The following is a 23,928-nucleotide window of genomic DNA, read 5'->3' as shown; positions in this document are numbered from 1 at the left end:
GATCACCCGTCCTCGAAGACACCGGGGATGGAGGCGGGCGCACGGTCAAGCCACGACGGCACCGGCAGGCCCTTGCCTCTGAGGAAGTCGGGGTTGAACAGTTTCGACTGGTAGCGGTTGCCGAAGTCGCAGAGCACCGTGACGATGGTGTGGCCGGGGCCAAGCTCCTTGGCCATCTTGATCGCGCCGGCCACGTTCACGCCCGACGAGCCGCCGAGGCAGAGGCCCTCTTCGGCCAGCATGTCATAGACCACCGGCAGCGCCTCGTCGTCGGGCACGCGGCAGGTGAAATCGGGGGTGAAGCCCTCGAGATTGGCGGTGATGCGGCCCTGACCGATGCCCTCGGTGATCGAGTCGCCGGGGTTCTCCTCACCGGTGTAGATCTTGTAGAGACCGGCGCCCTCGGGATCGGCGAGGCCGATCTTCACGCCCTTGGGCTGCAGCGCCTGCGCAACGCCCGCCAGAGTGCCGCCCGAGCCCACGGCGCAGATGAAGCCGTCGACCTTGCCGCCGGTCTGTTCCCAGATCTCGGGGCCGGTCGTCTCGACATGGGCCTGCCGGTTCGCCACGTTGTCGAACTGGTTGGCCCAGATCGCGCCGTGCTCGGCGGTGCGCGCCATCTTCTCGGCCAGACGGCCCGAGTAGCGCACGTAGTTGTTGGGGTTCTTGTAGGGCGCCGCGGGCACCTGCACGAGCTCGGCGCCGGCAAGACGGATCATGTCCTTCTTTTCCTGCGACTGGGTCTCGGGAATCACGATCACCGTCCGGAAGCCCATCGAGGCGCCGACCAGCGCGAGACCGATGCCGGTATTGCCTGCGGTGCCCTCGACGATGGTGCCGCCGGGCTCGAGAAGGCCCTTCTCGACGGCGTCGCGGATGATGTAGAGCGCCGCGCGATCCTTGACCGACTGGCCGGGATTGGCGAATTCCGCCTTGCCCAGAATGGTGCAGCCGGTCATCTCGCTGGCTTTGCGCAGCTTGATGAGCGGCGTGTGTCCGATCAGATGCGCAAGATCCTGTGCAACCCGCATGGGTGCCTCCCCTTTGTCTCGGTCTGGGGCACAGGTTTAGGGCGCGCCCCCGGGGAACTCAAGCGCTCGAACGCAACTCCTCACGATGACGTGCCAGCCAGTAAAGCATCATCGCGAGAGGGCCGACATTGACCTCGCCGCTGTCGCAAAGCGCGAGCGCCTCCTCGAACGGGATGACGTGATTGCGGATGTCCTCGTGCTCGTCTTCGAGCCCGCCCATGCCGTTGTCGGCGTCCGACAGCGCGCACAGCCCGAGGAAGCAGTGGTAGAACTCGGTGCTGTAGCCCGGCGCGGCATAGACCTTCATCATCGGGCGCAGCTCGCGGATGTCGAGCCCGGCTTCCTCCTGCGCCTCGCGCAGCGCGCAGGCCTCGGGGCTTTCGCCCGCGTCGACCAGCCCGGCGGCGGGTTCGAGCACGGTGAGCTGCGGATCGCCCCGGAACAGGGGGCCGTAGCGCAGCTGTTCGATCAGCATCACCCGGTCGGTCGCCGGGTCGTAGGGCAGCACCAGCGCCGCATCATAGGCCACGAAGCACTCGCGCGAGAAGGTCTCGGTCATGCTGCCATCGAAGCGCCGGTGCCGCAGATCGAAGGCCCGGGTGCGAAAGAACCCCTCGAAGCCGCCGCGGTCCTGCACGATCTCGACGGTGTCGGGGGAACGCTTCGCGCGCAGCTCATGCGGGGCGCCGCCTCGTGCGAGGATCTGGGCCCAGGCGCGCGCCGCAAGGAACGATCGCCGCCCGGCGAGTTCGGCCACACTGGCGCGGCCGTATTGCCGCATGATCTCGCGCGCGGTCAGCCGCGCCAGCTCGCCCCAGTCCGCAGCCCATTCGGACAGGTGAAAGAGCGGCCCGCAGTGCTGCGGCAGGCAGGCGCTGCAAGCGACCAGCACCGGCACGCGCGCGCCCGTCCCGGTGAACGCCTCGCGCTCCTGCAACTCCGCGTCGACCCCGCCCGAGAAGAACGCCAGCCGGGCCATGTCGTCATCAGAGAGCCCCTGAAGCAGCAGACCCTCGGCGGCCGTCCCCGGTGCAGCGCAGAGCACGGCCTCGGGCACGCCCTTGTTCCCGGCATAGTAGACCGACAGGTCGGGCAACATGGCCGGGACCGTGTCCGCCTCGCGGCCGAGGATTTCGGTCAGCACGGGCCGGTGGCAGAGGGTGCCATAGACGAACAGATCGGGCATGTGGACCTCCTTCAGCGCCAGTGGCGCGCGGCGATTTCGGACAGAACGCCGGTCACCACGGCGCCGATGATGAGCAGCATGAAGAAGCCGGTGTTGAGCAGGGGCTCACCGTAGTCCAGCGCGTTCTCGAACACCCCGCCCACGGCCTCGAGCGGCCCGTCGTAGCGCCGGCGCAGCGCAAGCTCCCACGTCTGCTTGAGCGAATAGAGCATCAGGCACCAGAACACGAGCGCGACGGTTCCGGTGAGGCCATTCGAGATCGCAGCGGACATGCCACGCCCGGCGCGCGGCCCGACGATGATCCAGCCGCAGAGAAAGCCGATGGCGGTGTTGATGAAGGTGAAAAGACCGACATTCTTCACCCCGTCATAGAGGCCCTTGGCGTAGTCCGACGCGACATATCCAACCCCCGCCATGCACAGGGCGGCAATCAGGCGGGCAGCTGTGAACATCGGCGCGGGCCTCTCATCCGGTCAACCTCGGGATCGGGGCAAAAAAGCCACGCCCGGGAATGGCTGGCAAGCCGAAGGCACCGGCGCGAGGTCATTGCGGAGAGGCATGTGACCGGTGCGAGACAGCCTGCCCCCGGGTGACGGTTTCAGAAATCCCGGTTCTCATACGCCTCGAGCGCCGCCTTGCGCCCCTCATCGTGGCCGACGATCGGGTCGGGATAGGCATCGTCCGGCGTCATCGCCCAGTTTTCGGGGATGGCGTCGAAATAGCTCAGCGCGGTCTTCGGCGGGTTGTCCTGCCCTTCGGCGATCCACCGCTCGACATACGCCTTGTCGGGGTCGAATTTCTCGCGCTGGGTGATCGGATTGAAGACCCGGAAGTACGGCGTGGCGTCCGGCCCGCTGCCGGCGCACCACTGCCACCCGAGGGAATTCGAGGCCGGATCCCAGTCGATCAGGCAGTCCTCGAACCACTCGAGACCGATCTTCCAGTGACACATCAGGTGCTTGGTCAGGTAGCTCGCGACGATCATCCGGGAGCGGTTGTGCATCCGCCCGGTCACGTACATTTCGCGCAGCGCCGCATCGACGAAGGGGATGCCGGTGCGCGCGCGCTTCCACGCGATCACCTCCTTGCGGCGCTCGTCCTCGTTCCACGGGAACGCCTCCCATTCCTCTCGCCAGTTGCTCTCGGCCAGACGCGGGGTGTGCCAGAGCAGGTGATAGGCGAACTCGCGCCAGACCAGCTCTTTGGCCCAGGTCTCGGCCCCCTCCTTGCCCGCGTCCTTGGCGCGCATCGCAGCGTGCCAGCATTGCGCCGGGCTGATCTCTCCAAGCGAGAGGTTCTCTGACATGGACGAGCAGCCATCCTCGGCGACGAGGTTCCGACCGCTGTCATAATCGGCGATCTTGCCCGAGGTGAACGCGCCGAGCCGCGACTGCGCCGCCTGCTCTCCGAGCTGCACGTAGGGCGCGACCACCGCCGCGCCGCGCCGCATGGCGTCGCCCAGCCCCCAGTCTTCGAGCGCCTCGCTCTCGGGCCAGCTCTGTGGCGTGGCGAGCTTCGACGGCGCGGGCAGCGGCTCGGGCACCTCGCGCTCGCAGACCGCGCGCCAGTACGGCGTGTAGACCTTGTAGAAGCCGCCCTGCTTGGTCTCGACCGTCCACGGCTCGAACAGCAGATGCCCCGCAAAGCTCTCGGCGTCGATCTCGCGGTCCGTGAGCGCCGACTTGACCGCGGTGTCACGCTCGACCGAGGCGGGATCGTAGGCGCGCTGCCACCAGACCGCGCCGGCGCCGGTCTCGTCGATCAGTTCCTCGAGCACCTCGCGCGCCGGCCCTGCCCGCAGGATCAGCCGGCTGCCCTTCTCGGCCAGTGCCTTGCCGTAGCACTCGAGCCCCAGCCCCAGCCGCCATTTCGGCGCGGCGCCCAGCTGGTCGACGGTGTGGTCGCGGATGAAGACCGGGATCACCGGGCGACCGGACTTTCCCGCCTCGTGCAGCGCGGCGTGGTCGCTCAGCCGCAGGTCGCGGCGGATCCAGACGATGATGGGGCTTTTGTCGCTCATGCGGTCCTCGCTTGGTTCCGAAAGCAAGGTAGCGCCCCGCGCCACGGGTCAACCGACTTGCCGCGGCGCGAGAGAGCTTTACAACTCCCGATCGAGCGCCGCGATCAGCTGGTCGACCTCCTCGGGCGCGGTGTAATGCGTGAAGGACAGCCGCAGCACCCCCTCGTCGGGATCGATGCCCATCGCCTGAAGCGCACGCACGGCGTAGAAGTTGCTACCGCCCGCCATCACCTTGTGCGTCGCCAGCCGCCGGGCCACCGGCTCCGCCGGCCCCTGCAGCGCCACGGCCACCGTCGGCGCGCGGTTCGCGGCGGTGTTCGGGCCGAGCAGCCGGACGGAATTACGCGCCCCGAGGAAATCCAGCAGGGGCTGCATGAGCTGCACCTCGTGCTCATGCATCAACCCGGCCACCGCGCCCGGCGCGACGCCCTGATGCGCCGCCAGCGCCTCGATATAGTCGACCATGCCGGCGCAGGCCGCGACCTGCGCGTGATCCGGCCCGGCGGGAGTGAACTTCTTGTAGAGCGTGTCGCCGTTGAAGCCATGCGCCTGATTGGGCAGTGCCTCGGCCAGCGCGCGGCGCATCACCATGATCCCCTGATGTGGACCAAAGGTCTTGTAGGCCGAGAACAGGTAGATGTCGCAGCCAAGCGCGCCCACATCCGGGAAGCCGTGCGGCGCGAAGCTCACGCCATCGACGCAGGCAAAGGCGCCGGCGGCATGGGCCAGCGCGGTGATCTCGGCCACCGGGTTGATCTCGCCCACCACGTTCGAGCAATGCGGGAAACAGACCAGCCGGACCTTCTCGTCGAGCAGCTTCTGCAGCGCCGCCGGATCGAGATGCCCGGTCTCGGGGTCGATCTTCCACTCGCGGATCTCGATCCCGTCCTCGGCCAGCCGCCGCCAAGGACCGGAATTGGCCTCGTGATCCTGATTGGTGACCACGATGGCCTCGCCCGGCTGCATGAACTTGCGGAAGGCCTGCGCCAGCACATAGGTGTTCTGCGTGGTCGAGGGGCCGAAGCTCAGCTCCTCGGTCTCCACGCCCAGCAGCCCGGCCAGGCGCGTGCGCGCCTCGTCCATCTCGGCGCCCGCCGCCTCGGAGGCCGGGAACGGCGCATAGGGCTGCACCTTGCGCTGGTGGTAGAACCGCGTGAGCCGGTCGATCACCGGCTGGCAGGTGTAGGAGCCGCCGGCATTCTCAAAAAACGCCCAACCCTCGAGCGACGGCTCGGCAAAGGCGGGAAACTGCCCGCGCACGAACTCCAGATCCAGCATCATCCTGACTCCTGTGATTTGCGCTGCACCAAACCGGCTGTGTCGCGGGGCGTCAAGGCGATGCGGGCCGGGCCGGAGGAGGGAAACCGCAATGGTTGGGCGGTGATGCAACGTGGGGATGAGGCGCCGTCTGGCGGGGGTCCGGCAAAGGCGACTGGGTTTTGAGAAACCGCAGATCTTGGTGGGGTCGATCTTTGGCCATCAGGCCTCGGACGCCGGACGCGCCCCTCCCGCAAATGAAAAACGCGGGCCCGAGGGCCCGCGCTCTTACTCACGTGCAATCGCGACGTCGGATCAGGTGTTGCGCCGCTCCGACATCAGGCCGCGCCAGATCGCCCAGCACATGACGAGCAGCACGATGGTGAACGGGAGACCCGTCGAGATCACCATCGATTGCAGCGATGCCAGACCGCCCGCCGAGAGCAGCAGCACGATGGCCACGGCGCCCTCGAAGATGCACCAGAACACGCGCTGCGGCACCGGCGCGTCGACCTTGCCGCCCGCCGTGATGGTGTCGATCACCAGCGAACCGGAGTCCGACGAGGTCACGAAGAACACGATCACCAGAACGATCCCGATCAGCGAGGTGATCGAGGACAGCGGCATCACGTCGAGCATCTTGAAGAGCTTGACCGGCAGCTCGGCTTCCTGTGCGGCGGTGTAGCCGTCGTTCAGCACCTGCTGGATGGCATTGCCGCCGAAGACGCTCATCCACAGCACGCAGACGAGGCTCGGGATCAGCAGCACGCAGACGACAAACTCACGGACGGTCCGGCCACGCGACACGCGCGCGATGAACATGCCCACGAACGGCGACCAGGAGATCCACCACGCCCAGTAGAACGAGGTCCAGCCCTGCATGAAGCTGACGTCTTCACGGCCGATCGGGTTCGACAGCGCCGGCAGGTACTGCAGGTAGGCGCCGAGATAGTCGACGAAGCCGGTGAGCAGCGCCATAGTGTGGCCCGCCAGCAGCACGAAGATCAGCAGCAGGAACGCGAGGCCCATGTTGATCTCGGACAGCACCTTCACGCCGCCATCGAGGCCGCGCAGCACCGAGATCAGCGCCACGGCAGTGATCGCCGAGATCAGGATGACCTCGGTGGTCGAGCTGACCGGGATGCCGAAAAGCTCGTTCAGACCGGCATTGGCCTGCGTCGCGCCGAAGCCCAGCGAGGTGGCCAGACCGAAGAGCGTGGCGAACACCGCCAGCACGTCGATGATGTGGCCCGGCCAGCCCCAGACGCGCTCGCCGAGGATCGGGTAGAACGCCGAGCGGATGGTGAGCGGCAGACCCTTGTTGTAGGAGAACAGCGCCAGCGCCAGCGCCACCACCGCGTAGATCGCCCAGGGGTGCAGACCCCAGTGGAAGATCGTGGCGGCAAAGGCGAGCCGGGTCGCGGCCTCCTCGTTGCCCTCGGCCCCGCCAAGCGGTGCCCAGTCGGTGCGCACGCCGTCCTCGCCCATGGCCACGCCGCCGATGGAGGAGGAGAAGTGGCTCATCGGCTCGGAAACGCCGTAGAACATCAGGCCGATGCCCATGCCTGCGGCAAACAGCATCGCGAACCAGCCGGCATAGGTGTAATCCGGCGACGCATCCGCCCCGCCAAGCCGCACCGAGCCCACCGGGGTCACGATCAGCAGCAGGCAAAAGATCACGAAGATGTTCGCCGCGCCGAGGAAGAACCAGTCAAAGCCCTTGGTCACGCTGTCGAAGAGCCAGCTGAACACAGATCCCGCCTGCTCGGGCAGCGCCAGCGTGTAGAACACGAAGGCGATGACGGCGAGGCCGGAGATCGCGAAGACGGGGTTGTGAATGTCGAGCCCGAAGGGCCCGATCTGGGTTTCGATATTGTCCTGACCGATGACGTAATCGGTGTCGATGAGATCCGCATTGCCTTCTGGCGCCGGGATTCCCTGATCGTCGCTCGTGTCACTCATGGCACGAAATTCCCTCTCTTGTTGTTATTCGGTGTCGTGGTTGCGCCGTCAGCGCACCAGCATCACCGAGATTTTTGCTTTGGTGGCGACACTGCCGCCATTCGCCGGCCACCAGTGGTCGGCGACATTGGGAATGTGGCTCGCCATTACGACCAGATCGGCATTCACCTCGTCAACTGCCCTGAGCAGCGTCGGATCGAGATCGACACTCGGATCGTGGCTGGCATAGGCCTTGGCGTCGGTGGAAATGCCGCGCTTCGTGGCCTGCTCGTTGGCGAAAGCGACGAGCTTCTCGCCATATTCCTCAGGCGTGTGGGCAATCGCGGACGGCTGCTCCGTCGTGACGCCGACATAGATCACCGTCGCGTTGTAATGCGCGCCAAGATCGGCGGCGCATTGCAGTGCTTTTTCGAGCCGTTCGGCATGGGTCAGGTCGACCGGCACCATGATGCGTTCGAACACGTGTCCCTCCTGTGTCCAGGTTACCCGGGTTGGCCCCGGCTTTTCGACCGCCGCCCGCCCTGCGAGGGGTGCGAAAGCGCGGCGTCGGCCCGTGATTACGGCGATGTGGCAAAACACCGCCGATGACGCAGGGTAGCGCACCTAACGGTTAAGGCAAAAAGGGACAAGGCGCATAGTTGTCCAAAAACGACATTTATTCGCAAATGCGACCTCCTAGGATCGCGTTTTGGTTGTTCGCTGGTTTTCATGCACAACGATGCGGCCCGAAGCGCGGCCCTCGCGCGCCCTCCGCGGGTCCCTCGCAGGCGCCGACCCGCCCTCCCGCCGGGCATTGCCATCAGCACATCCCGCGCCCCGCGGAGACCGACCCGCTGCCTGCCGTTCAGGATGTCCGCCCCCACCGCCACGCCGTCGTCGCCGCCAGCAACGGGTCATATCCGATCCCGCGCACCGCGGCGCTGGTCGCAGTGGCCCGACCATACGCGCCCCACTCAGAGCGCCTGCTCTCTCCACCCAAGCCCCGGCAGGCTGCTTCTCTGGTTTTCAAATACCTCGGGGTGAATGCCGCCCCATGGGCGGCAGAGGGGCAGCGCCCCTCCCTGCCCCCACGCTCACAGCCACGGCCCCTCGCCCGGCATGTAGACGAGATCGCTCATCCAGCCCGCGCCGCCCGCTGCCGTCACCATGGCGTGGATCTGTCCCCGGTGATGGGTCTGATGGTTGAACATATGCGCCACGCACTGGCCCGCGGGCCGGACCTGCGTGCGCCCCGTGGCGCCGGAATACCAGCGCAGGTCGCCGGTCAGATCCACCGCCCGCAGCCGCTCGGCCCAGAGCAGCATCCGCGCATCGGCCCGGAACCGCTCGGCGCTCCAGACCGCGAGCGTCGGCGTCATTCCAGTGCTGCCGTCGATACCGACATCCGGCTTTGACCAGTCCGAGACCCGGCTCATCCACATGGCATCGCCCCAGAGCAGATGGTTGACCGTAGCGAAGATCGATCCGAAAAACGCCCCCCGGTCGCGCTTCAGCTCGGCCTCGGGCAGCGCCTCGAGCGCGGCCTTCATCTGGCGGTTCTGCCAGGCATTGTAGCGCGCCATGCTCAGCACGTAGTCCGGGGACAGCATCGCAGCGGGTCCTTCTCTGGCTATGCCATGCGCCGAGACGGAGACTCGGCGCTGGACAGTCAATTGTCTGACAAATAAACACCGCCTCATGTCGTCAGCAAGTCCCCCGAAGACCGATCGCTCCACCGAGATCGCCCGCTCCCTGCGCGATGACATCGTCGCGGGCCGGCTGCTTGTCGGAGACCGGCTGCCCTCCGAGGCCGAGCTCGCCGAGCAATACGGCGTGTCGCGGCCGACGGTGCGCGAGGCGCTGAAGCGGCTGGCCGCGCAGTCGCTGATCCGGAGCCGACGCGGCGCCACCGGCGGCGCCTTCGTCAACCACCTCTCCTACGAGGCGGCGCATGGCCAGCAGATCACCACCTCGACGCTGCTCCTGTCGATGAACGCCATCCCGCTCGAGACCGCCTGCGAGGCCCGCTTCGCGATGGAACGCGCCTGCGCCCCGCTGGCCTGCGCGCGGCGCACGAGCGCGCATCTGGACACCATGCGCGCCGAGCTTGCCCGCCAGTCCGACGCGCAGCTCAGCGACGAGGCGTTCTGCGCCTCCGACGTGGCCTTCCACCGGGCGCTGGTCGATGCCGCCGCCAACCCGGTGCTGTCCTACCAGCTCGCCGGGGCGGTCGAGGCGATGCAGCCGCTGATGAACATGATCACCTTCACCGCCCGGGACCGGGCCCGCATCGCCGCCCTGCACCGGGCCGTCACTGACGCGGTCGAGGCGCAGGACGCGGCCGCCTGCGACGCCGCGCTCACCGCGCTCGAGCGTTACACGGTCGAGCTCGCCGGCGCCGTCATGGCGCGGCGCGCGGCGAAGGCGCCGGCGCAGCCCGGCTCCTGAGCCAGAGGTTCAGCCTCCACGCGCCCCACGCCAGCGGGATCGCAGTGAGACCGGCCACGACATAGGCGAGCGGTTCGTCCCAGAAGCTCTCGAAGAGCTGGGTGTAGGCGTGGATCGCAGCGAAGGTCAGAGCCGCGTTGAACAGCCCGCGCTGGTTTCGAAGCCCGGCCCAGACGAGCATCGCGATCAGCGCCAGCGCCCAGAGCGCCGTGTAGGCGTGCCGCGAAATCACCAGCGTCGAGTCGCGGAAGCGCTCGCGCAGGGCGGCGAACTCCTCGTAGGAAAAGGTCGCATCGCCGTAGCGATAGCGCCCCGGCCCCCAGATGTGCTCGCCCACCACGTCGCCCCAGAGGGTCCCGACGAGGGCGCAGAGATTGGCGACAACAAAGGCCAGAACCATCAGCACCCGCGCGTGCCGCGCCAACCGCTCGTCGCTCCGCCCGGCGAGCCAGAGACAGCCGCAGATCAGCAGCGCCATCTGCAGGATCGACAGCGTCGGCTCGGGCGAGAAGAACACGTAGGCCGCGTGGAAATAGAACGTCGAGGTGTCGAGCATCTGCGCGAACGGCACGACGGACAGCGCCGTGACCAGACGCACATCGACGCGCCAGCCGCCCCACGCGATCACCGCCGCGGTGTAGAGGTAGTAGACGCTGATCGGCAGCCCCGAGACCGCGTTGTCCCCCACGAGATAGGCGAGGCCGCCGAGGTGCAGCGCCAGCCCCATCAGCAGGATCGCGGCGGTGGAGAAGCGTGCCGGCGCGCGTGCCCGCCGCAGCGCCAGCGCCGACAGCAGAGCGATCAGCGCGCCGGTCACCAGCATCACAGCGCCGGCGTGGTCGGGGTGATTGTCGAGCAGCTCCAGCGCGCCGCCTCCGAGCAGCATCCCCGCGCCGATCAGCGTCGCGGCATTGCCGAACATGCGCAGCATCGCGCCGCCGCGCAGCAGGACCGCAACCCCGCAGAGCAGCGTCAGCGTGCCGCCGACGGCCACCGCCAGCGGGCTGGCCAGCCAGAAGATCAGACCGCCGGTGGCGGCGAGGATGCCGGTGACAAGGATCGTATTCACCGCCAGCGCGATCATCGCCTCGCGGGCCCGCGCCTCGATCTCGCCGGCCTGCGCCGGGGTGATGATGCCGTCCGCCACCAGGCGCCCTGTATCTGCGACTGCGTGCATCGCTGTGTCCTTCTGCAACCTGCGCTGCGCGCAGCTAAAGAGGTTTTGGTGACCGCCCGCAAGCGCCGCGCGCTCACAATGCCGGGCCGTCGCGGACCACCCGTGATCGGGCCGGGACGTCGTCCCGTCTCTGGCTGCCAACCAGCCCGAGGACCAACGCCGGCAGAGATCCGGCGTCCGATCACGGGACACATGCAAACGCACGCCTCTGCGCAGTATTGGGTATTCACACCGCATCACGCCCCCGTTACCGTCTAGACCCGGCAGATTGGAGACTGCCGAACGCCCACGGGAGAGGGCGAGGGACTTACAGGGAGGAAAACCAATGAAACGGACTTTCGCGGCCGCGGTAGCGGCCTCTTTCGTGATGACCGGCGCCGGTTCGGCGCAGGAACTGTTCGAGATGACCAGCGGCTACGCCAACAACCTGCCGATCCTCGGCACCGCGTCGGTCAACTTCGTCGACAAGATCAACTCGATCTCGACCGAGGTGGAATTCGAGCACTTCAACCCCGGCGAACTTGTGCCCGCGCTCGAGATGCTCGATGCGACCTCGAACGGCTCGGTCGACGCGGCCTATTCCACGAGCGGCTACTGGCAGGGCAAGATGAACGCCGCCGGCCTTTTCGCCGCGGTGCCCTTCGGCCCCGAGCCGGGCGAGATGCTGGCCTGGATGCTTTATGACGACGGTATGAAGTACTTCCAGCAGATGTATGACGACAACGGCTACAACGTGAAGGTCATCCTCTGCGGCATGTACGCGCCGGAAACCTCGGGCTGGTTCAAGAAGGAAATCAACTCGATGGAGGACCTGCAGGGCCTCAACATGCGCTTCTTCGGCCTCGGCGCGGAAGTGATGCAGAAGCTCGGCGTGTCGACCTCGCTGCTCGCGGGCGGCGACATCTTCCCGGCGCTCGAGCGCGGCGCGATCGATGCGACCGAATTCTCGATGCCGCTGGTGGATGCCAACCTCGGCTTCTACAACATCGCGAAGTACAACTACTTCCCCGGCTGGCACCAGCCCTCGACCATGTTCGAGCTGCTGATCAACAAGGACCGCTGGGAAGACCTGGACGAGATCGCCCAGAACCAGATCGAGATCGCCTGCATGGCCAACCTCGCCGACAACTTCGCCGAGGGCGAAGCCAAGAACTTCCCGGCGATGAAGGAAAACGTCGACGAGCACGGCGTCGAGATCAAGAACTGGAGCGAGGAGCAACTCCAGCAGTTCGAGAGCGCGTGGCTCGAGGTTGCCGACGAGCTTGGCGCCGAGGACCCGTTCTTCCAGGAGGTCTGGGACGACCTGCAGCAGTTCCGTCAGGACTACAAGCTGTGGTCGAACAACATCTACCTGCCGCGCCCCTACACCTCGGTCGCCGACCAGTAAGCCCGGCGTCAGCCATACCGACCAAGGCCGGGGCGGCATCTCCGTCCCGGCCATACATGCTTGAGGGAGGCAGGCTCGATGAGCGAGCAAACCGAGGTCGTGGCCGCGATCTCCGATCCGGGAGAGATCGGGCGCGCAGACCATAATCGTGGCGACCGTTTCGTCATCCAGGTTTCGAACCTGGCCGCATGGCTGTTCCCGATCCTGATGATCGCGATCTGTGCGCAGGTGGTGCTGCGCCAGATGGGCCACAATCAGGCCTGGCTCGACGATCTGCAGTGGTGGCTCTACGGCGCCGCGGTGTTGATGGGGATCGGCTACGCGGTGACCACCAACAGCCACGTGCGGGTCGATATCTTCTACGACAACTTCGAGCAGAGAAAGCGCATCCGCACCGACATCCTCGGGCTTGTCTGGCTGTTCCTGCCGTTCATCCTGCTGTGCTGGGACGTGACGCTCGATTACGCGCTGACCTCGATCCGCGCCGACGAAGGTTCCGACAGCCCCAACGGGCTGCACAATCTCTGGATCATGAAGGGCTTCATGAACCTGGCCTTCATCTTCGTCGCCATCGCGGTGTGGTCGGCCTATGTTCGCCTGCTTGCAAAGCTCACCCGCCCGGCGCTGTGGAAACAGCTGCTCTTCGCGTTCCCGTCGGTGGCCTATGCCATCAACCTCGTGTGCTACTACGCCATCTTCGGCGTCGCCTACGCCACCCGCGATCCCGAGATGAGCGCCCGCGACGTGAGCCGCCTGCCGATCTTCGACGCATGGGAGTTCGGCCAGCACGAGATGCGCTGGACCATCCTCATCGCCCTCATCCTGACCGTCGTCGCCATCGTCGTGGCGCGCCTCTTCGACCGCAAGGACGCCTGACATGGAGTGGCTGACCATCAACGAAATCGCCGTCGCGGCGATGTTCGCCACCTTCATCTGGATGCTGTTCCGCGGCATCCCGGTGGCCTTTGCCCTTGTCGGCGTGAGCCTCGTCTTCGTGCTGATCGCCGAGATCGGGCTCGATCCCTATCGCCGCTTCTGGGGCGAGATCATGGCCTTCGACCGCACCGGCATCGATTATCGCAAGCTGCAGGCGCTGTCGGGGCGGATCTTCGGCAACACCATCAAGAACCCGGTGCTCGTGGCGCTGCCGATGTTCATCTACATGGGCCTGATGCTCGACCAGTCCGGCGTGGCGCAGCGCATGATGCACGCCATGCAGAAGCTGTTCGGCGGGTTGCGCGGCGGGCTGTCGCTGACCGTGCTGCTGATCGGCATCATCCTTGCCGCCTCGACCGGCGTGATCGGCGCCTCGGTGACGCTGCTCGGCGTGATGGCCCTGCCTGCGATGATGGCGCAGAACTACTCCAAGCCCATCGCCACCGGCACCATCGCCTCGGCCGGGACGCTGGGCATCCTGATCCCGCCCTCGATCATGCTGGTCATCATGTCGGACCAGCTTGCGATCTCGCTTGGCGACCTGTTCATGGGCGCGCTGTTCCCGGGCCTGATCCTCGGCGCGCTCTACATCGTGTTCATCGTGGTCTACGGGTTCATCGCGCCAGACGCGATGCCGGCGCCCGAGCGCAGCTCCCGCGTCGGATGGAGCGAGGTGAAGGAGGTGCTGGTCGCGGTGGTGCCGCCGATGTTCCTGATCCTGCTGGTGCTGGGATCGATCTTCGTGGGCCTCGCGACCCCCACCGAAGCCTCGGGCCTCGGGGCCTTCGGCGCGACGCTTCTGGCGCTGTTTGCTCGCAAACTGAACTGGAAGGTCTTCCGCGAGGTGGCCCGCTCAACGCTCAACACCTCGGGCTATATCGTCGGCATCTTCCTTGCGGCCAACTTCTTCGCCTACGTGCTGCGCCGCTATGGCGGCGACGAGATCGTGCAGGAGCTGGTGCTCTCGGCCTTCGACAGCCCCTACTGGACCTTGGCCTTCATCCTGTTCATCGTGTTCTGCCTCGGCTTCCTGCTCGACTGGATCGAGATCACCATCATCATCATGCCGCTGATGCTGCCGATCATTCAGGGGTTGGAGCTGGCGGTCCCGGGCTATGACCAAGTGCGCGACCCGCAGGTCGTGTGGTTCGCCATTCTCGTGGCGGTGACCCTGCAGACCTCGTTCCTGACGCCACCGGTGGGCTTTGCGCTGTTCTACCTCAAGGGCGTCTGCCCGCCGGGGGTGTCGCTGTCGCACATCTATCGCGGGATCGTGCCCTTCGTGATCCTGCAGCTGATCGGCCTGTTCATCGTGTTCGAGTTCCCGCAACTGACCACGTGGCTGCCCTCGGTGGCCTACGGCAACTGAGCGCGGCTGCGCCCCGACAGCTTCTGAGAACACAGGCCGCGCCCCCTCCGGGCGCGGCCTTTTTCCTGCCGACTGATCCAAGCCGCCTTGGGCATGTTCGCCGCTCCCGCCACCTACGTGTTGGCGACAGGCCCAACCCCGGCATCGCGCAAAAGAAAACGGAGCGGTCTTCACCGCTCCGTTTCCCTAAGATCGTACTAACGCCGGTTCGAGGTGCGCCGGACCGCATACCGCGTCCGGCCCCGCCCCGCTTCAGGCGGTGAGCAGCTGCGCCTCGTGCTTCTTCAGCGAGCGGCGCGCGGCGCCGTAAGCCTCGAGGCCCTCGGCGTGCTCGAGCTCGGGGAACAGCTCGAAGATCTCCTGACGCTGTTCGTCACCGATGCCGCGCAGCGACAGGTCGCCGGGCTGGAAGCTCTCGGTCCACGCGCCGTTCGACAGAACCACTTCGTGGGTGTCGAACATCATGTGGATGTAGGTGACGCCGAGCGTCTCGACCTCGTCGACGCCGTCGAGACCGGTCAGGTGCTTCGCCGCCGCGAGCACTTCGCGCTCTTCGAAATAGAGCGCGGTCTTGTCATTGGCGACCAGCACGCGGTGGTTCGGCGATACGAGCAGGTCGTGCTCGGGCAGGTTCTTGCCAAGCGCGCCTTGCTGGATCAGCACCGGCTTGAGGTGCGGCTTGCGGGACAGCTCGAAGCCGGTCAGCTCCTTGCGACCGATCCAGCGGATTTGCTGGATGCCGTTGTCGCGGGTGATGACGCGGTCGCCGACCTCGAGATCCTCGACGAGGCGCTCGCCCTGCGGCGTGGCGATCAGCGTGCCCGGAGTGAAACACGGCAGCACGTCGATCGTGACATTGCCGGTGTCGGTGCCGCCGTGGCCGTCGTCGATGGTGTATTCGTAGCTGTCGTTGCCGTTGAAGCCCTCGTCCGCGACATAGGTCACGGTGCCGTCGGGGTTCAACGTCACGCTGCCGTGCTGCGCCTCGCCGACCGAGGTGATGGTCAGCGTGTCGCCGTCGGGGTCGGTGTCGTTTGCCGACGGGTCGAACGTCTCGGGCTCAGACGCGGTCACGGTGATCATGTCGTCAATCGCCTCGGGCGGGCGGTTGCCGTCGTCTTCCGGGGGCAGTTCCGGATCGGTGGTCGAAAAGTCGACATCCGAGATCAGAACGCCCTGCTCCTGATCGCCGCCATTGGCGTAGACGATCTCGATGCGCGAGACCGGGCCAGCGATCGACACCTGAAGCGTGCCGTCCTGCTCGGCGAAATCCGTGACCTCGCTGCCGGTGGCGGTGTCGCCGTCGACGCTGGTGCCCGCCCCCAGCGCCGTGAGCGTCACGTCGACCGGGTTGCCCTGCGCGTCATAGGCGAGAACGGTCACGTTGTCCTCGAAGCTTCCACCGGTCGCAGCCGTGTAGTCGAGCAGATCGCCCAAGTCGCCGCCCGCGCCGCCATCGACGTCGTTGAGCAGGAACGAGACGTTCTGCACCTCGTCGCCGTAGAGCTCGTTGCTCGAGCTGAAGTTCAGCACGGTGGTCGAGGTGGCGGTCGTGCTGCCGCCCCCGTTCCCGCCGGCGCCGAGCAGCTTGAGATGCGAGTTCGCGTCGGTGTCCGACCCCTCCGGCACGTAGCCGGTGAAGTTCACCGTGAAGGCCTGCGCGCCCTCATCCTGGGCGGTGTAGGTGATGTCCACGGCGACGCCGCCGGTCTCCACGCTTGCGGTCACCCCGTCGGATGCGGTGTTCTCGAGATCGGTGCCGTAGGCACCAAGCAAACTCCAGTCCAGAACCAGATCAGCCATTAAATTCGACCCTCATTACCTTACAACCGGGGCGGACCCGGAACTCAACGCACTTTGACGGCGCAAAACGCCATCACCATTATTTCGCTCGTCTGGCTTGCAAGGTCACGAAGGGGTCGCTGTTGTTGACGCCCCCACACAGGGTGAGAACGAAAAGCAACAATCGGCGGCGGAGGGCAAACCTCCATACGCATCCCTCGCATCCTTGCAGATGCCTGACAGGTCAGCGGCCGCCCCCGTGGTCTTATCTTGTAAGCCGCAGTCTGGCTTGTGGATCTTCTAAACCCGGTCGTTCATTCGCTCAAAGGAAAAAAAGGCATATTCTGGGCACCTTACAACGCATAGTTGACAAATTGACGCGCAACGCTAGGGCGATCACTAATCCGATAGTTGAATTCCGTTTCTGCTGAGTGAGCGTCGATGCGCGATTAACTCAAGTAAACGAGCCGTTAACGTAAGGACATGCGACGTAAGCGCCGGAACGCCGCACAACCTGAGGGCAGACTTTTTCGCACATCGCGCGAGTGCTGTGACCGAGCGGAACTGGTCACAAATGTGGCGCGACCTGTTCCCGAAACGTGTTCAATTCGCCCTGCAGAGCGTCATTTCGAGCAATTTTTGCAAATCCCACCCGGCGCGCCCCGAATCAACCGGGCTGAAACGCCACAATTGCGGCAATGATTGGGCCAGTGCCGACAACGAGCACGGGCTAAAAATTCCGCGACCCCACCCCCAGCCGGATCTGCGCCACTTTCTGGACACGATCAGGTTCGCACCGATCACACGAGGTTGGTGATCCAGCGGCATTGATACGGGGCCATCGTCACCGGTCCGGCCTCGACGGTCTCGCCGCTGAGCAGGTCGACCCAGTTTTCGTCGGCGATCAGGTTCAGATCCTCATGGGGGATCTCGACGGTCTCGCCGCTGACATTGTGCAGCGCAAAGATCGACTGCGCGCGGTCCAGCGACTGCCGCCAGAGCCCGAAGATGCGGTCATCCACGCTCAGCGTGAACTGCGTCGCGTTGGGGTGGAAGCCCGGCTGTTGTGCCCGCAGCTTCAGTCGCTCGGACAGCGCCGCGAGCACGCGGGCATGGATGGTCTCGGGATCGGCGAGCTTTTCCTGCAGCTCGGGATAGTCCCAGCGGTGCCGGTTGATCGCCCGGTTCATGCCGCGGCGCTCGACCGCGTCGAGATCGTTGGACGTGGCCAGCATCGAGTGGATGTAGAACGCCGGAATGCCCTCGAGCGACATCGGAATGGTCTGCGAGCACAGGAAACGCTCGATATGCAGATCGTCGGTGCCGTTGAAGGTGCGCCCCATCGCCTCGAAGAAGGTGCAGTTGAGCTCGTAGGGCGCCTCGCCCCCTCCGGGCAGCGAGCGCATCGAGACCTTGCCGCCGACCTCATGGATGGTGTCGATGATCTGCCCGATCTCGGCGGGCGGTAGCAACCCTTCGGCGGGGCGCATCCCGATGCCGTCATGGCTTGCGGTGAAGTTGAGATAGGCGCAGCCCAGCGGCGCCGGCGGCATCCGGCGCTGCCAATCGTTGAGATAGCGCGCCGAGCCCGACATCATCGCGTGCAGCGTCAGCGGCGGCAGCGGGAAGTTGTAGACGATGTGTGCCTCGTTGCGGTGGCCGAAATAGCTCAGGTTCTCGGCCTTGGGCACGTTGGTCTCGGTCAGCAGGATCACCGTCTCGGTGGCGTAATCCATCAGCAGCCGCATCAGCTGGATCACCGCATGGGTCTGCGGCAGGTGAATGCAGGTCGTGCCAAGCTCCTTCCACAGGAAGGCCACCGCATCGAGGCGGATGATCCGCACGCCCTTGTCGATATGCAGACGGATGATGCGCACGATCTCGAGCAGCACGTCCGGGTTGCGGAAATCGAGATCGATCTGGTCGTGGCTGAAGGTGCACCAGACATAGCGGGTGCCCATCGCGGTCTCGACCTCCTGCAGCAGCGGCGTGGTGCGCGGACGCGTGACCATCGAGACATCGTCGGACGGGTCGGCCTCGAAGAAGAACTTGTCGTAGGGCTTCTGGCCCTGCCGGTAGGCGTTGAACCAGACACCTTGGCTCGAGACGTGGTTCAGCACGAGATCCGACATCAGGTGGAATTCACTGCCGATGCGGGTGATGTCGGCCCATTCGCCCAGCTGCGGGTTCACCTTGCGGTAATCGGTCACCGCGAAGCCGTCATCCGAGGTGTAGGGGAAGAACGGCAGGATATGCACCCCGTTCACCACCCCCTTCATATGGGAAAGCAGGAAGTCGTGCATCAGGTCGAGCGGCTTGTGATGGCCGTCGATCAGGCTGTCGCCATAGGTGATCAGCAACGCGTCGTTCTGGGTCCAGAGATTGTTGCCCGGCTTGCGCGGCTTGCGGCGGCGATGGGTGTCTTCAGGCCAGAAGGCTTCGACCACCTGACTGCCGAGAATGTGAGCGTCCACGTCGGGGTAGATGAAGTGAAGCAGCGAAGCCAGTCTGGCGCTGAAAGTGCTCTCGGTCATGGAATCCCTTGGTCTCCCGGTCTGGCAGGGGCCGCTGGCACACATGCGGAACGGGACGGCTCCCCTACGCGCGAGATGCGACAGGACGCTTTTATTTTCGGTTAAGGCCTTCAAACTGCTTTCACAAGGGAAAAGCTGCCCGGCGCTTTGCTGGGCGGGAGAAGCGAAGCGAGTGCCCGAAAAGGCATCTCGCAGCGCCCTGCCGAGCCGATCGGCACGTCGGGGTCAGATGTCGCCGGGCGGCGCTGCCCCGTCCTGCATCCACCGGATTTGACGACCGCGCGCCGCGCGGTTGGCCGTGCCGGACGCCGCGGCCGCCTGTTGGGGACGGCCGCACGTCATGCCTGTTGCGCGCCTCCGCGCCGACGCTCCTCCGGCGCACGCGCGCCGGCTCAGGCGTCCTTGCGCAGACGGATGGCACCGGCCTTCTCGGCCAGATCGCGGGCGATGGCGTAGGCGCCCTTGATCTTGTCGCTGTCCTTGGCCCAGTCGCGCCGCACCACGATCTTGTTGTCCTTGATCTTGGCGTGGTTGTTCGGGTCCTGGATGAACGAGACCAGCCCCTCGGGCTTGGCGAACTTGTCGTTGTGGAACTGGATCGTCGCGCCCTTGGGGCCACCATCGAGCTTGGCGATGCCGGCACGCTTGCACATGTTCTTGATGCGCACGATCAGCAGCAGCGTGTTGACCTCCTTCGGCAGCTTGCCGAACCGGTCGATGAGCTCCGCGGCAAAGCCCTCCAGCTCCACCTTGGTCGACAGCTCCGACAGGCGCCGGTAGAGGCCGAGACGCACGTCGAGATCGGGCACGTAGTCCTCGGGGATCAGCACCGGCACGCCGAGATTGATCTGCGGCGCCCACTGGCCGTCATCGTCAAGCAGCCCCTCCATCTCGCCGGACTTGATCTTGGCGATCGCCTCCTCGAGCATCGACTGGTAAAGCTCGTAGCCCACATCGCGCATCTGCCCCGACTGCTCTTCGCCGAGCAGGTTGCCGGCGCCGCGAATGTCGAGATCCTGCGAGGCCAGCGTGAAGCCAGCCCCCAGCGTGTCGAGCGAGCCCAGCACGCGCAGACGCTTCTGCGCGGTGTCGGTCAGCTTGGCGCGCGGCTGGGTGGTGAGATAGGCATAGGCGCGGGTTTTCGAGCGCCCGACCCGGCCCCGGATCTGGTAGAGCTGCGACAGGCCGAACATGTCCGAGCGATGCACCACCATGGTATTGGCGGTCGGGATATCGAGGCCCGACTCCACGATGGTGGTGGCCAGCAGCACATCGAACTTGCCGTCGTAGAAGGCGTTCATCCGATCGTCGAGCTCGCCCGCGGCCATCTGGCCATGCGCCACCACATAGGACACCTCGGGCACCTGATCGCGCAGGAACTCCTCGATCTCGGCGAGGTCCGAGATCCGCGGCACCACGTAGAAGCTCTGGCCGCCGCGATAATGCTCGCGCAGCAGCGCCTCGCGGATGGTGACCGCGTCGAACTCGGAGACGTAGGTGCGGATCGACAGCCGGTCCACCGGCGGCGTGCCGATGATCGACAGGTCCCGCACGCCCGACAGCGACAGTTGCAGCGTGCGCGGGATCGGTGTCGCGGTCAGCGTCAGCACGTGGATGTCGGAGCGCAGCTGCTTGAGCCGCTCCTTGTGGCCGACGCCGAAATGCTGCTCCTCGTCGATGATCAGCAGACCGAGGTTCTGGAAGCGGATATTCTTGGCCAGAAGCGCGTGGGTGCCGACGGCGATGTCGACGGTGCCCTTGGTGATGCCGTCGCGAGTCTTGGCCGCCTGCCCCGAGCTGACGAAGCGCGACAGCGGCGCCACGTTGATCGGGAAGCCACGGAAGCGCTCGGCAAAGCTCTTGTAGTGCTGGCGCGCCAGCAGCGTGGTCGGCGCGATCACCGCCACCTGCACGCCGGACATGGCGGCGACAAAGGCCGCGCGCATGGCGACCTCGGTCTTGCCGAAGCCCACGTCGCCGCAGATCAGCCGGTCCATCGGGTTGCCGCTGGTCATGTCCTGCAGCACGTCCTCGATGGCGCCGATCTGGTCGTCGGTCTCGGTATAGGGGAAGCGCGCGCAGAAGCTCTCCCACGCGCCGGGCGGCGGGTCGATGATCGGCGCCTTGCGCAGTGCCCGCTCGGCCGCGACGCGGATGAGCTTGTCCGCCATCTCGCGGATGCGCTCCTTGAGGCGGGCCTTCTTGGCCTGCCACGCCCCACCGCCGAGCCGGTCGAGCAGACCCTCGTCATGGCCGTAGCGCGACAGCAGTTCGATGTTCTCGACCGGGAGATAGAGCCGCGCGCCCTCGGCATATTCCAGCAGCAGGCACTCATGCGCGGCGCCGGCGGCAGAGATCACCTCCATGCCCTGATAGCGCCCGATGCCATGATCGACATGCACCACGAGGTTGCCCGGCGTCAGGGATTGCGCCTCGGTGAGGAAGTTCTCGGCCTTCCGGCGCTTCTTCGGCGCGCGGATCAGCCGGTCGCCCAGCACGTCCTGCTCGGAGATCACCGTCAGGCGCTGGCCCTTGCCGGCTTGCTCCCACGGCGCCTCGAAGCCGGTCTCCAGCGCCCAGACCGCCAGATGCAGGCCGCGCTTGCCGATCCGCGTGCCGTTGCCGATCGGGATCGCCTCGGCCAGCCCCTCGTCCTCGATCAGGCCCGTCAGGCGCTCGCGCGCGCCTTCGGACCACGACGCGATGAGCACCGGGCCGTCCTGCATCTTCGTCTTCACGTGATCCGCCAGCGCTCCGAAGATGCTGACGTTTTCCTGCTGACGTTCGGGCGCGAAACTGCGCCCGATGCGCCCGCCGGCATCGACGACGCCCGGCCCGCTGGATTGCGGCAGCGGATGGAACTGCACCACGCGGCGGCCCTCGGTGGCCATCTCCCAGGCGGTGTCATCGAGGTAAAGCTGGCCCGGCGGCACCGGCTTGTAGACCGAGTCGATCCGGCCCTTCTGCGCCATGGCGTGGCGGCGGGTCTGGTACTGGTCCTCGATGCTTTCCCACCGCGCCAGACGCGCGGGGGTGAGCTGGTCGTCCATCAAGAGCGGCACGCCCGGCAGGTAGTCGAACAGCGTCTCGAGCCGCTCGTGGAAGAACGGCAGCCAGTGCTCCATGCCCTGCTGCTTGCGCCCGGCGCTGACCGCCTCGTAAAGCGGATCGTCGCTGCCGCCGGCGCCGAACTCGATGCGGTAGTTCTGCCGGAACCGGGTGATCGCCGCCTCGTCGAGGATCACCTCCGAGACCGGCGCTAGCTCGATCAGGTCGAGCTGTTCCGTGGTGCGCTGGGAGACCGCATCGAAGCGCCGCGCGCCGTCGAGCACGTCGCCGAACAGGTCGAGCCGCACCGGCCCGCCCTCGCCCGGCGGAAAGATATCGATGATGCCGCCGCGAATGGCGTAATCGCCGGGCTCGGTCACCGTGGGGGCCTGCGAGAACCCCATGCGCACGAGGAAATCGCGCAGCGCCTTTTCGTCGATGCGGTCGCCGACCCGGGCCGAGAACGCGGCATCGCGCAGCAGCTCGCGCGCGGGAATGTACTGCATCGCCGCCGACAGCGTGGTCAGCAGCACGAAGCGCTGCGGCATGGCGTGAACCAGCGCCGCCAGCGTCGACATGCGCGCCGCCGAGATGTCGGGATTGGGCGAGACCCTATCATACGGTAGGCAGTCCCAGGCCGGGAACCGCACCACCGGCATGTCGGGCGCGAAGAAGGCCAGCGCCTCCTGCAGCGCCGCCATGCGCTTGTCGTCGCGGGCGACGTGAATGACGGGACCGGCGGCCTTTTCGACCTCGGCCAGGATCAGCTTCGCGTCGAAGCCTTCGGGCGCGCCGCCCATGGTGATGCGGGACTGTAACATGGGAATGGGATGTGGCGCGCGCACGCGGCGCCGTCAACCGCTCATAGCGCGGCTTTGCGCGCGTGGGGCGTGGCCGGGCGCACGGGCTGTCGCGTTTTGGGCGTGGTCGAGGGACGTTCGCGCTTGGACCGAGTTGCACGGCATGTCGCGCTTGCGCGCGTCGAATGGAGCGTCAGGCCCGATAGCGCGCTCGGGTTGTCTCTCTTTGGCTACAGTAAACAGTAAAGTGGTCATCGCGCAGAGTGAGACGCACGGCATGTCGCGCTCGGGGGCGTCTTAGGGACCGTCAGACCCTATCGAGGAACGCAGGGCGCGGCACGCTCGGCGCGGTTCAGGAAAGCCCTTGCTCAGAGCACCGCGAAGGACATGTTCTGCGCCATGCCCCAGAGCGCCGTGACGAGGATCGAGATCAGACCGATCACCTGAACCCAGAACCGATGCGCGGCAAGCTTGCGCCGCAGCGGCTCGCCCGTAAGACCCGTCCCGCGGATCCTCTCCGCGGTGCCGATGCTCATCAGCCCGACCAGCGACATCGGGAAGGCCAGCAGAAACAGCGCCTGCGCCAGCTCCACCGCGTAGCCGAAGCCCGAGACCGCCAGCATCGACAGCAGCGCCGAGACCAGTGCCACGCCCCAGACCCCGGCCTGTTCGGTGATGAAGAGCAGGCGGTTCACGTTGATCCGGACCATATCCTCGAGGTCGCGCTCGGCCTGGCCGCCGTGGCGGCGGGCGCGCATCACCATGTCAAAGGGCACGCCGAGCACCCAGTGGCTCGCGGTCGACCAGACCACCGCCAGCGCGATCCAGAACCAGAGGTTCGAGAACGAGCGCATGTCGATGGTTTCAAGAACGATCCGGTACCAATCCACTGCGTGCCTCGCGAAATCCGTTTTGCGCCTTCTAGCCCGCCTGTTGCCGCTTGCCCAGAGCCCGCCCCCCGCGCCGGGGAATGAGGCCCCGCCTGTGCCCGCAGCGCCGCGCCGCGGCCCGG

At 66.3% G+C, this 23,928-nt stretch carries 17 protein-coding genes; 4 read left to right on the top strand and 13 right to left on the bottom strand.

Annotation, left to right across the window (positions count from 1 at the left end; genetic code table 11):
- Positions 1-2 precede the first annotated feature (2 nt).
- From LCM15_RS01750 to LCM15_RS01715, 8 genes are all read right to left on the bottom strand, one after another.
- Positions 3-1,031: a cysteine synthase A gene (locus tag LCM15_RS01750; RefSeq protein WP_224852509.1), complete on the bottom strand. Its 1,029-nt coding sequence runs from the start codon at positions 1,029-1,031 to the stop codon at positions 3-5.
- Positions 1,032-1,089: 58 nt separating this feature from the next.
- Positions 1,090-2,217 carry an NUDIX domain-containing protein gene (locus LCM15_RS01745; protein ID WP_224852508.1) on the bottom strand — a complete coding sequence of 376 codons (1,128 nt, stop codon included), beginning with the start codon at positions 2,215-2,217 and terminating at the stop codon, positions 1,090-1,092.
- An 11-nt stretch (positions 2,218-2,228) separates the two neighbouring features.
- Positions 2,229-2,669, bottom strand: coding sequence for a TrgA family protein (locus tag LCM15_RS01740; protein WP_224852507.1), 441 nt, complete (start codon positions 2,667-2,669; stop codon positions 2,229-2,231).
- 146 nt (positions 2,670-2,815) lie between these two features.
- Complete coding sequence (locus LCM15_RS01735) at positions 2,816-4,237, bottom strand: cryptochrome/photolyase family protein (RefSeq protein ID WP_224852506.1); 1,422 nt, start codon at positions 4,235-4,237, stop codon at positions 2,816-2,818.
- A gap of 78 nt (positions 4,238-4,315) precedes the next feature.
- Positions 4,316-5,518: an aminotransferase class V-fold PLP-dependent enzyme gene (locus LCM15_RS01730; RefSeq protein WP_224852505.1), complete on the bottom strand. Its 1,203-nt coding sequence runs from the start codon at positions 5,516-5,518 to the stop codon at positions 4,316-4,318.
- 291 nt (positions 5,519-5,809) lie between these two features.
- On the bottom strand, positions 5,810-7,456 hold the full coding sequence (locus tag LCM15_RS01725; RefSeq protein WP_224852504.1) for a BCCT family transporter: 1,647 nt from the start codon (positions 7,454-7,456) through the stop codon (positions 5,810-5,812).
- 48 nt (positions 7,457-7,504) lie between these two features.
- On the bottom strand, positions 7,505-7,918 hold the full coding sequence (locus LCM15_RS01720) for a universal stress protein (protein ID WP_224852503.1): 414 nt from the start codon (positions 7,916-7,918) through the stop codon (positions 7,505-7,507).
- A 611-nt stretch (positions 7,919-8,529) separates the two neighbouring features.
- A complete protein-coding gene (locus LCM15_RS01715; protein WP_224852502.1) occupies positions 8,530-9,045 on the bottom strand; it encodes a DinB family protein in 516 nt (171 codons plus the stop codon).
- 88 nt (positions 9,046-9,133) lie between these two features.
- Here LCM15_RS01715 and LCM15_RS01710 point away from each other — a divergent pair, with 88 nt between their 5' ends.
- Positions 9,134-9,883 (top strand): FadR/GntR family transcriptional regulator, encoded by a 750-nt coding sequence (locus tag LCM15_RS01710; protein WP_224852501.1) that lies wholly within the window; start codon positions 9,134-9,136, stop codon positions 9,881-9,883.
- On the opposite strand, the gene LCM15_RS01705 is transcribed toward LCM15_RS01710, so the two are convergent.
- Entirely contained in the window at positions 9,837-11,060 is a 1,224-nt protein-coding gene (locus LCM15_RS01705; protein ID WP_224852500.1) for a hypothetical protein, read from the bottom strand. The genes LCM15_RS01710 and LCM15_RS01705 overlap by 47 nt on opposite strands.
- A gap of 325 nt (positions 11,061-11,385) precedes the next feature.
- On the opposite strand from LCM15_RS01705, the gene LCM15_RS01700 reads away from it, so the two are divergent.
- The 3 genes from LCM15_RS01700 to LCM15_RS01690 all read left to right on the top strand — a co-directional run bounded on the left by LCM15_RS01700 (position 11,386) and on the right by LCM15_RS01690 (position 14,752).
- On the top strand, positions 11,386-12,447 hold the full coding sequence (locus tag LCM15_RS01700; protein ID WP_224852499.1) for a TRAP transporter substrate-binding protein: 1,062 nt from the start codon (positions 11,386-11,388) through the stop codon (positions 12,445-12,447).
- Positions 12,448-12,525: 78 nt separating this feature from the next.
- Entirely contained in the window at positions 12,526-13,323 is a 798-nt protein-coding gene (locus LCM15_RS01695; RefSeq protein WP_224852498.1) for a TRAP transporter small permease subunit, read from the top strand.
- A gap of 1 nt (position 13,324) precedes the next feature.
- A complete protein-coding gene (locus tag LCM15_RS01690; protein WP_224852497.1) occupies positions 13,325-14,752 on the top strand; it encodes a TRAP transporter large permease in 1,428 nt (475 codons plus the stop codon).
- Between the two features lie 252 nt (positions 14,753-15,004).
- Here LCM15_RS01690 and LCM15_RS01685 read toward each other — a convergent pair whose 3' ends face one another.
- The 4 genes from LCM15_RS01685 to LCM15_RS01670 all read right to left on the bottom strand — a co-directional run bounded on the left by LCM15_RS01685 (position 15,005) and on the right by LCM15_RS01670 (position 23,806).
- Complete coding sequence (locus tag LCM15_RS01685) at positions 15,005-16,555, bottom strand: Hint domain-containing protein (RefSeq protein WP_224852496.1); 1,551 nt, start codon at positions 16,553-16,555, stop codon at positions 15,005-15,007.
- A 779-nt stretch (positions 16,556-17,334) separates the two neighbouring features.
- The gene (locus tag LCM15_RS01680) at positions 17,335-19,068 is read right to left on the bottom strand and encodes an alpha-amylase family glycosyl hydrolase (RefSeq protein WP_224852495.1); all 1,734 of its coding nucleotides are present in this window, start codon (positions 19,066-19,068) and stop codon (positions 17,335-17,337) included.
- A gap of 392 nt (positions 19,069-19,460) precedes the next feature.
- Entirely contained in the window at positions 19,461-22,937 is a 3,477-nt protein-coding gene (gene mfd / locus LCM15_RS01675) for a transcription-repair coupling factor (RefSeq protein WP_224852494.1), read from the bottom strand.
- Between the two features lie 347 nt (positions 22,938-23,284).
- On the bottom strand, positions 23,285-23,806 hold the full coding sequence (locus LCM15_RS01670; protein ID WP_224852493.1) for a component of SufBCD complex: 522 nt from the start codon (positions 23,804-23,806) through the stop codon (positions 23,285-23,287).
- Positions 23,807-23,928: the final 122 nt, after the last annotated feature.

Origin of the sequence: Salipiger bermudensis, assembly GCF_020171625.1 — a bacterium.
Taxonomy (GTDB): domain Bacteria; phylum Pseudomonadota; class Alphaproteobacteria; order Rhodobacterales; family Rhodobacteraceae; genus Salipiger; species Salipiger bermudensis_B.
The sequence above is the reverse complement of the archived record's forward strand: the minus strand, read 5'-3'. Positions and strand labels throughout refer to the sequence as shown.

Bases quoted from the DNA above. Each gene is read 5' to 3' on its own strand.
- LCM15_RS01695 (WP_224852498.1), top strand. From the start codon at position 12,526: ATGAGCGAGCAAACCGAGGTCGTGGCCGCGATCTCCGATCCGGGAGAG.
- LCM15_RS01745 (WP_224852508.1), bottom strand. From the start codon at position 2,217: ATGCCCGATCTGTTCGTCTATGGCACCCTCTGCCACCGGCCCGTGCTG.
- LCM15_RS01740 (WP_224852507.1), bottom strand. From the start codon at position 2,669: ATGTTCACAGCTGCCCGCCTGATTGCCGCCCTGTGCATGGCGGGGGTT.
- LCM15_RS01735 (WP_224852506.1), bottom strand. From the start codon at position 4,237: ATGAGCGACAAAAGCCCCATCATCGTCTGGATCCGCCGCGACCTGCGG.
- LCM15_RS01730 (WP_224852505.1), bottom strand. From the start codon at position 5,518: ATGATGCTGGATCTGGAGTTCGTGCGCGGGCAGTTTCCCGCCTTTGCC.
- LCM15_RS01705 (WP_224852500.1), bottom strand. From the start codon at position 11,060: ATGCACGCAGTCGCAGATACAGGGCGCCTGGTGGCGGACGGCATCATC.
- LCM15_RS01710 (WP_224852501.1), top strand. From the start codon at position 9,134: ATGTCGTCAGCAAGTCCCCCGAAGACCGATCGCTCCACCGAGATCGCC.
- LCM15_RS01700 (WP_224852499.1), top strand. From the start codon at position 11,386: ATGAAACGGACTTTCGCGGCCGCGGTAGCGGCCTCTTTCGTGATGACC.
- LCM15_RS01715 (WP_224852502.1), bottom strand. From the start codon at position 9,045: ATGCTGTCCCCGGACTACGTGCTGAGCATGGCGCGCTACAATGCCTGG.
- LCM15_RS01725 (WP_224852504.1), bottom strand. From the start codon at position 7,456: ATGAGTGACACGAGCGACGATCAGGGAATCCCGGCGCCAGAAGGCAAT.
- LCM15_RS01690 (WP_224852497.1), top strand. From the start codon at position 13,325: ATGGAGTGGCTGACCATCAACGAAATCGCCGTCGCGGCGATGTTCGCC.
- LCM15_RS01680 (WP_224852495.1), bottom strand. From the start codon at position 19,068: ATGACCGAGAGCACTTTCAGCGCCAGACTGGCTTCGCTGCTTCACTTC.
- mfd (WP_224852494.1), bottom strand. From the start codon at position 22,937: ATGTTACAGTCCCGCATCACCATGGGCGGCGCGCCCGAAGGCTTCGAC.
- LCM15_RS01685 (WP_224852496.1), bottom strand. From the start codon at position 16,555: ATGGCTGATCTGGTTCTGGACTGGAGTTTGCTTGGTGCCTACGGCACC.
- LCM15_RS01750 (WP_224852509.1), bottom strand. From the start codon at position 1,031: ATGCGGGTTGCACAGGATCTTGCGCATCTGATCGGACACACGCCGCTC.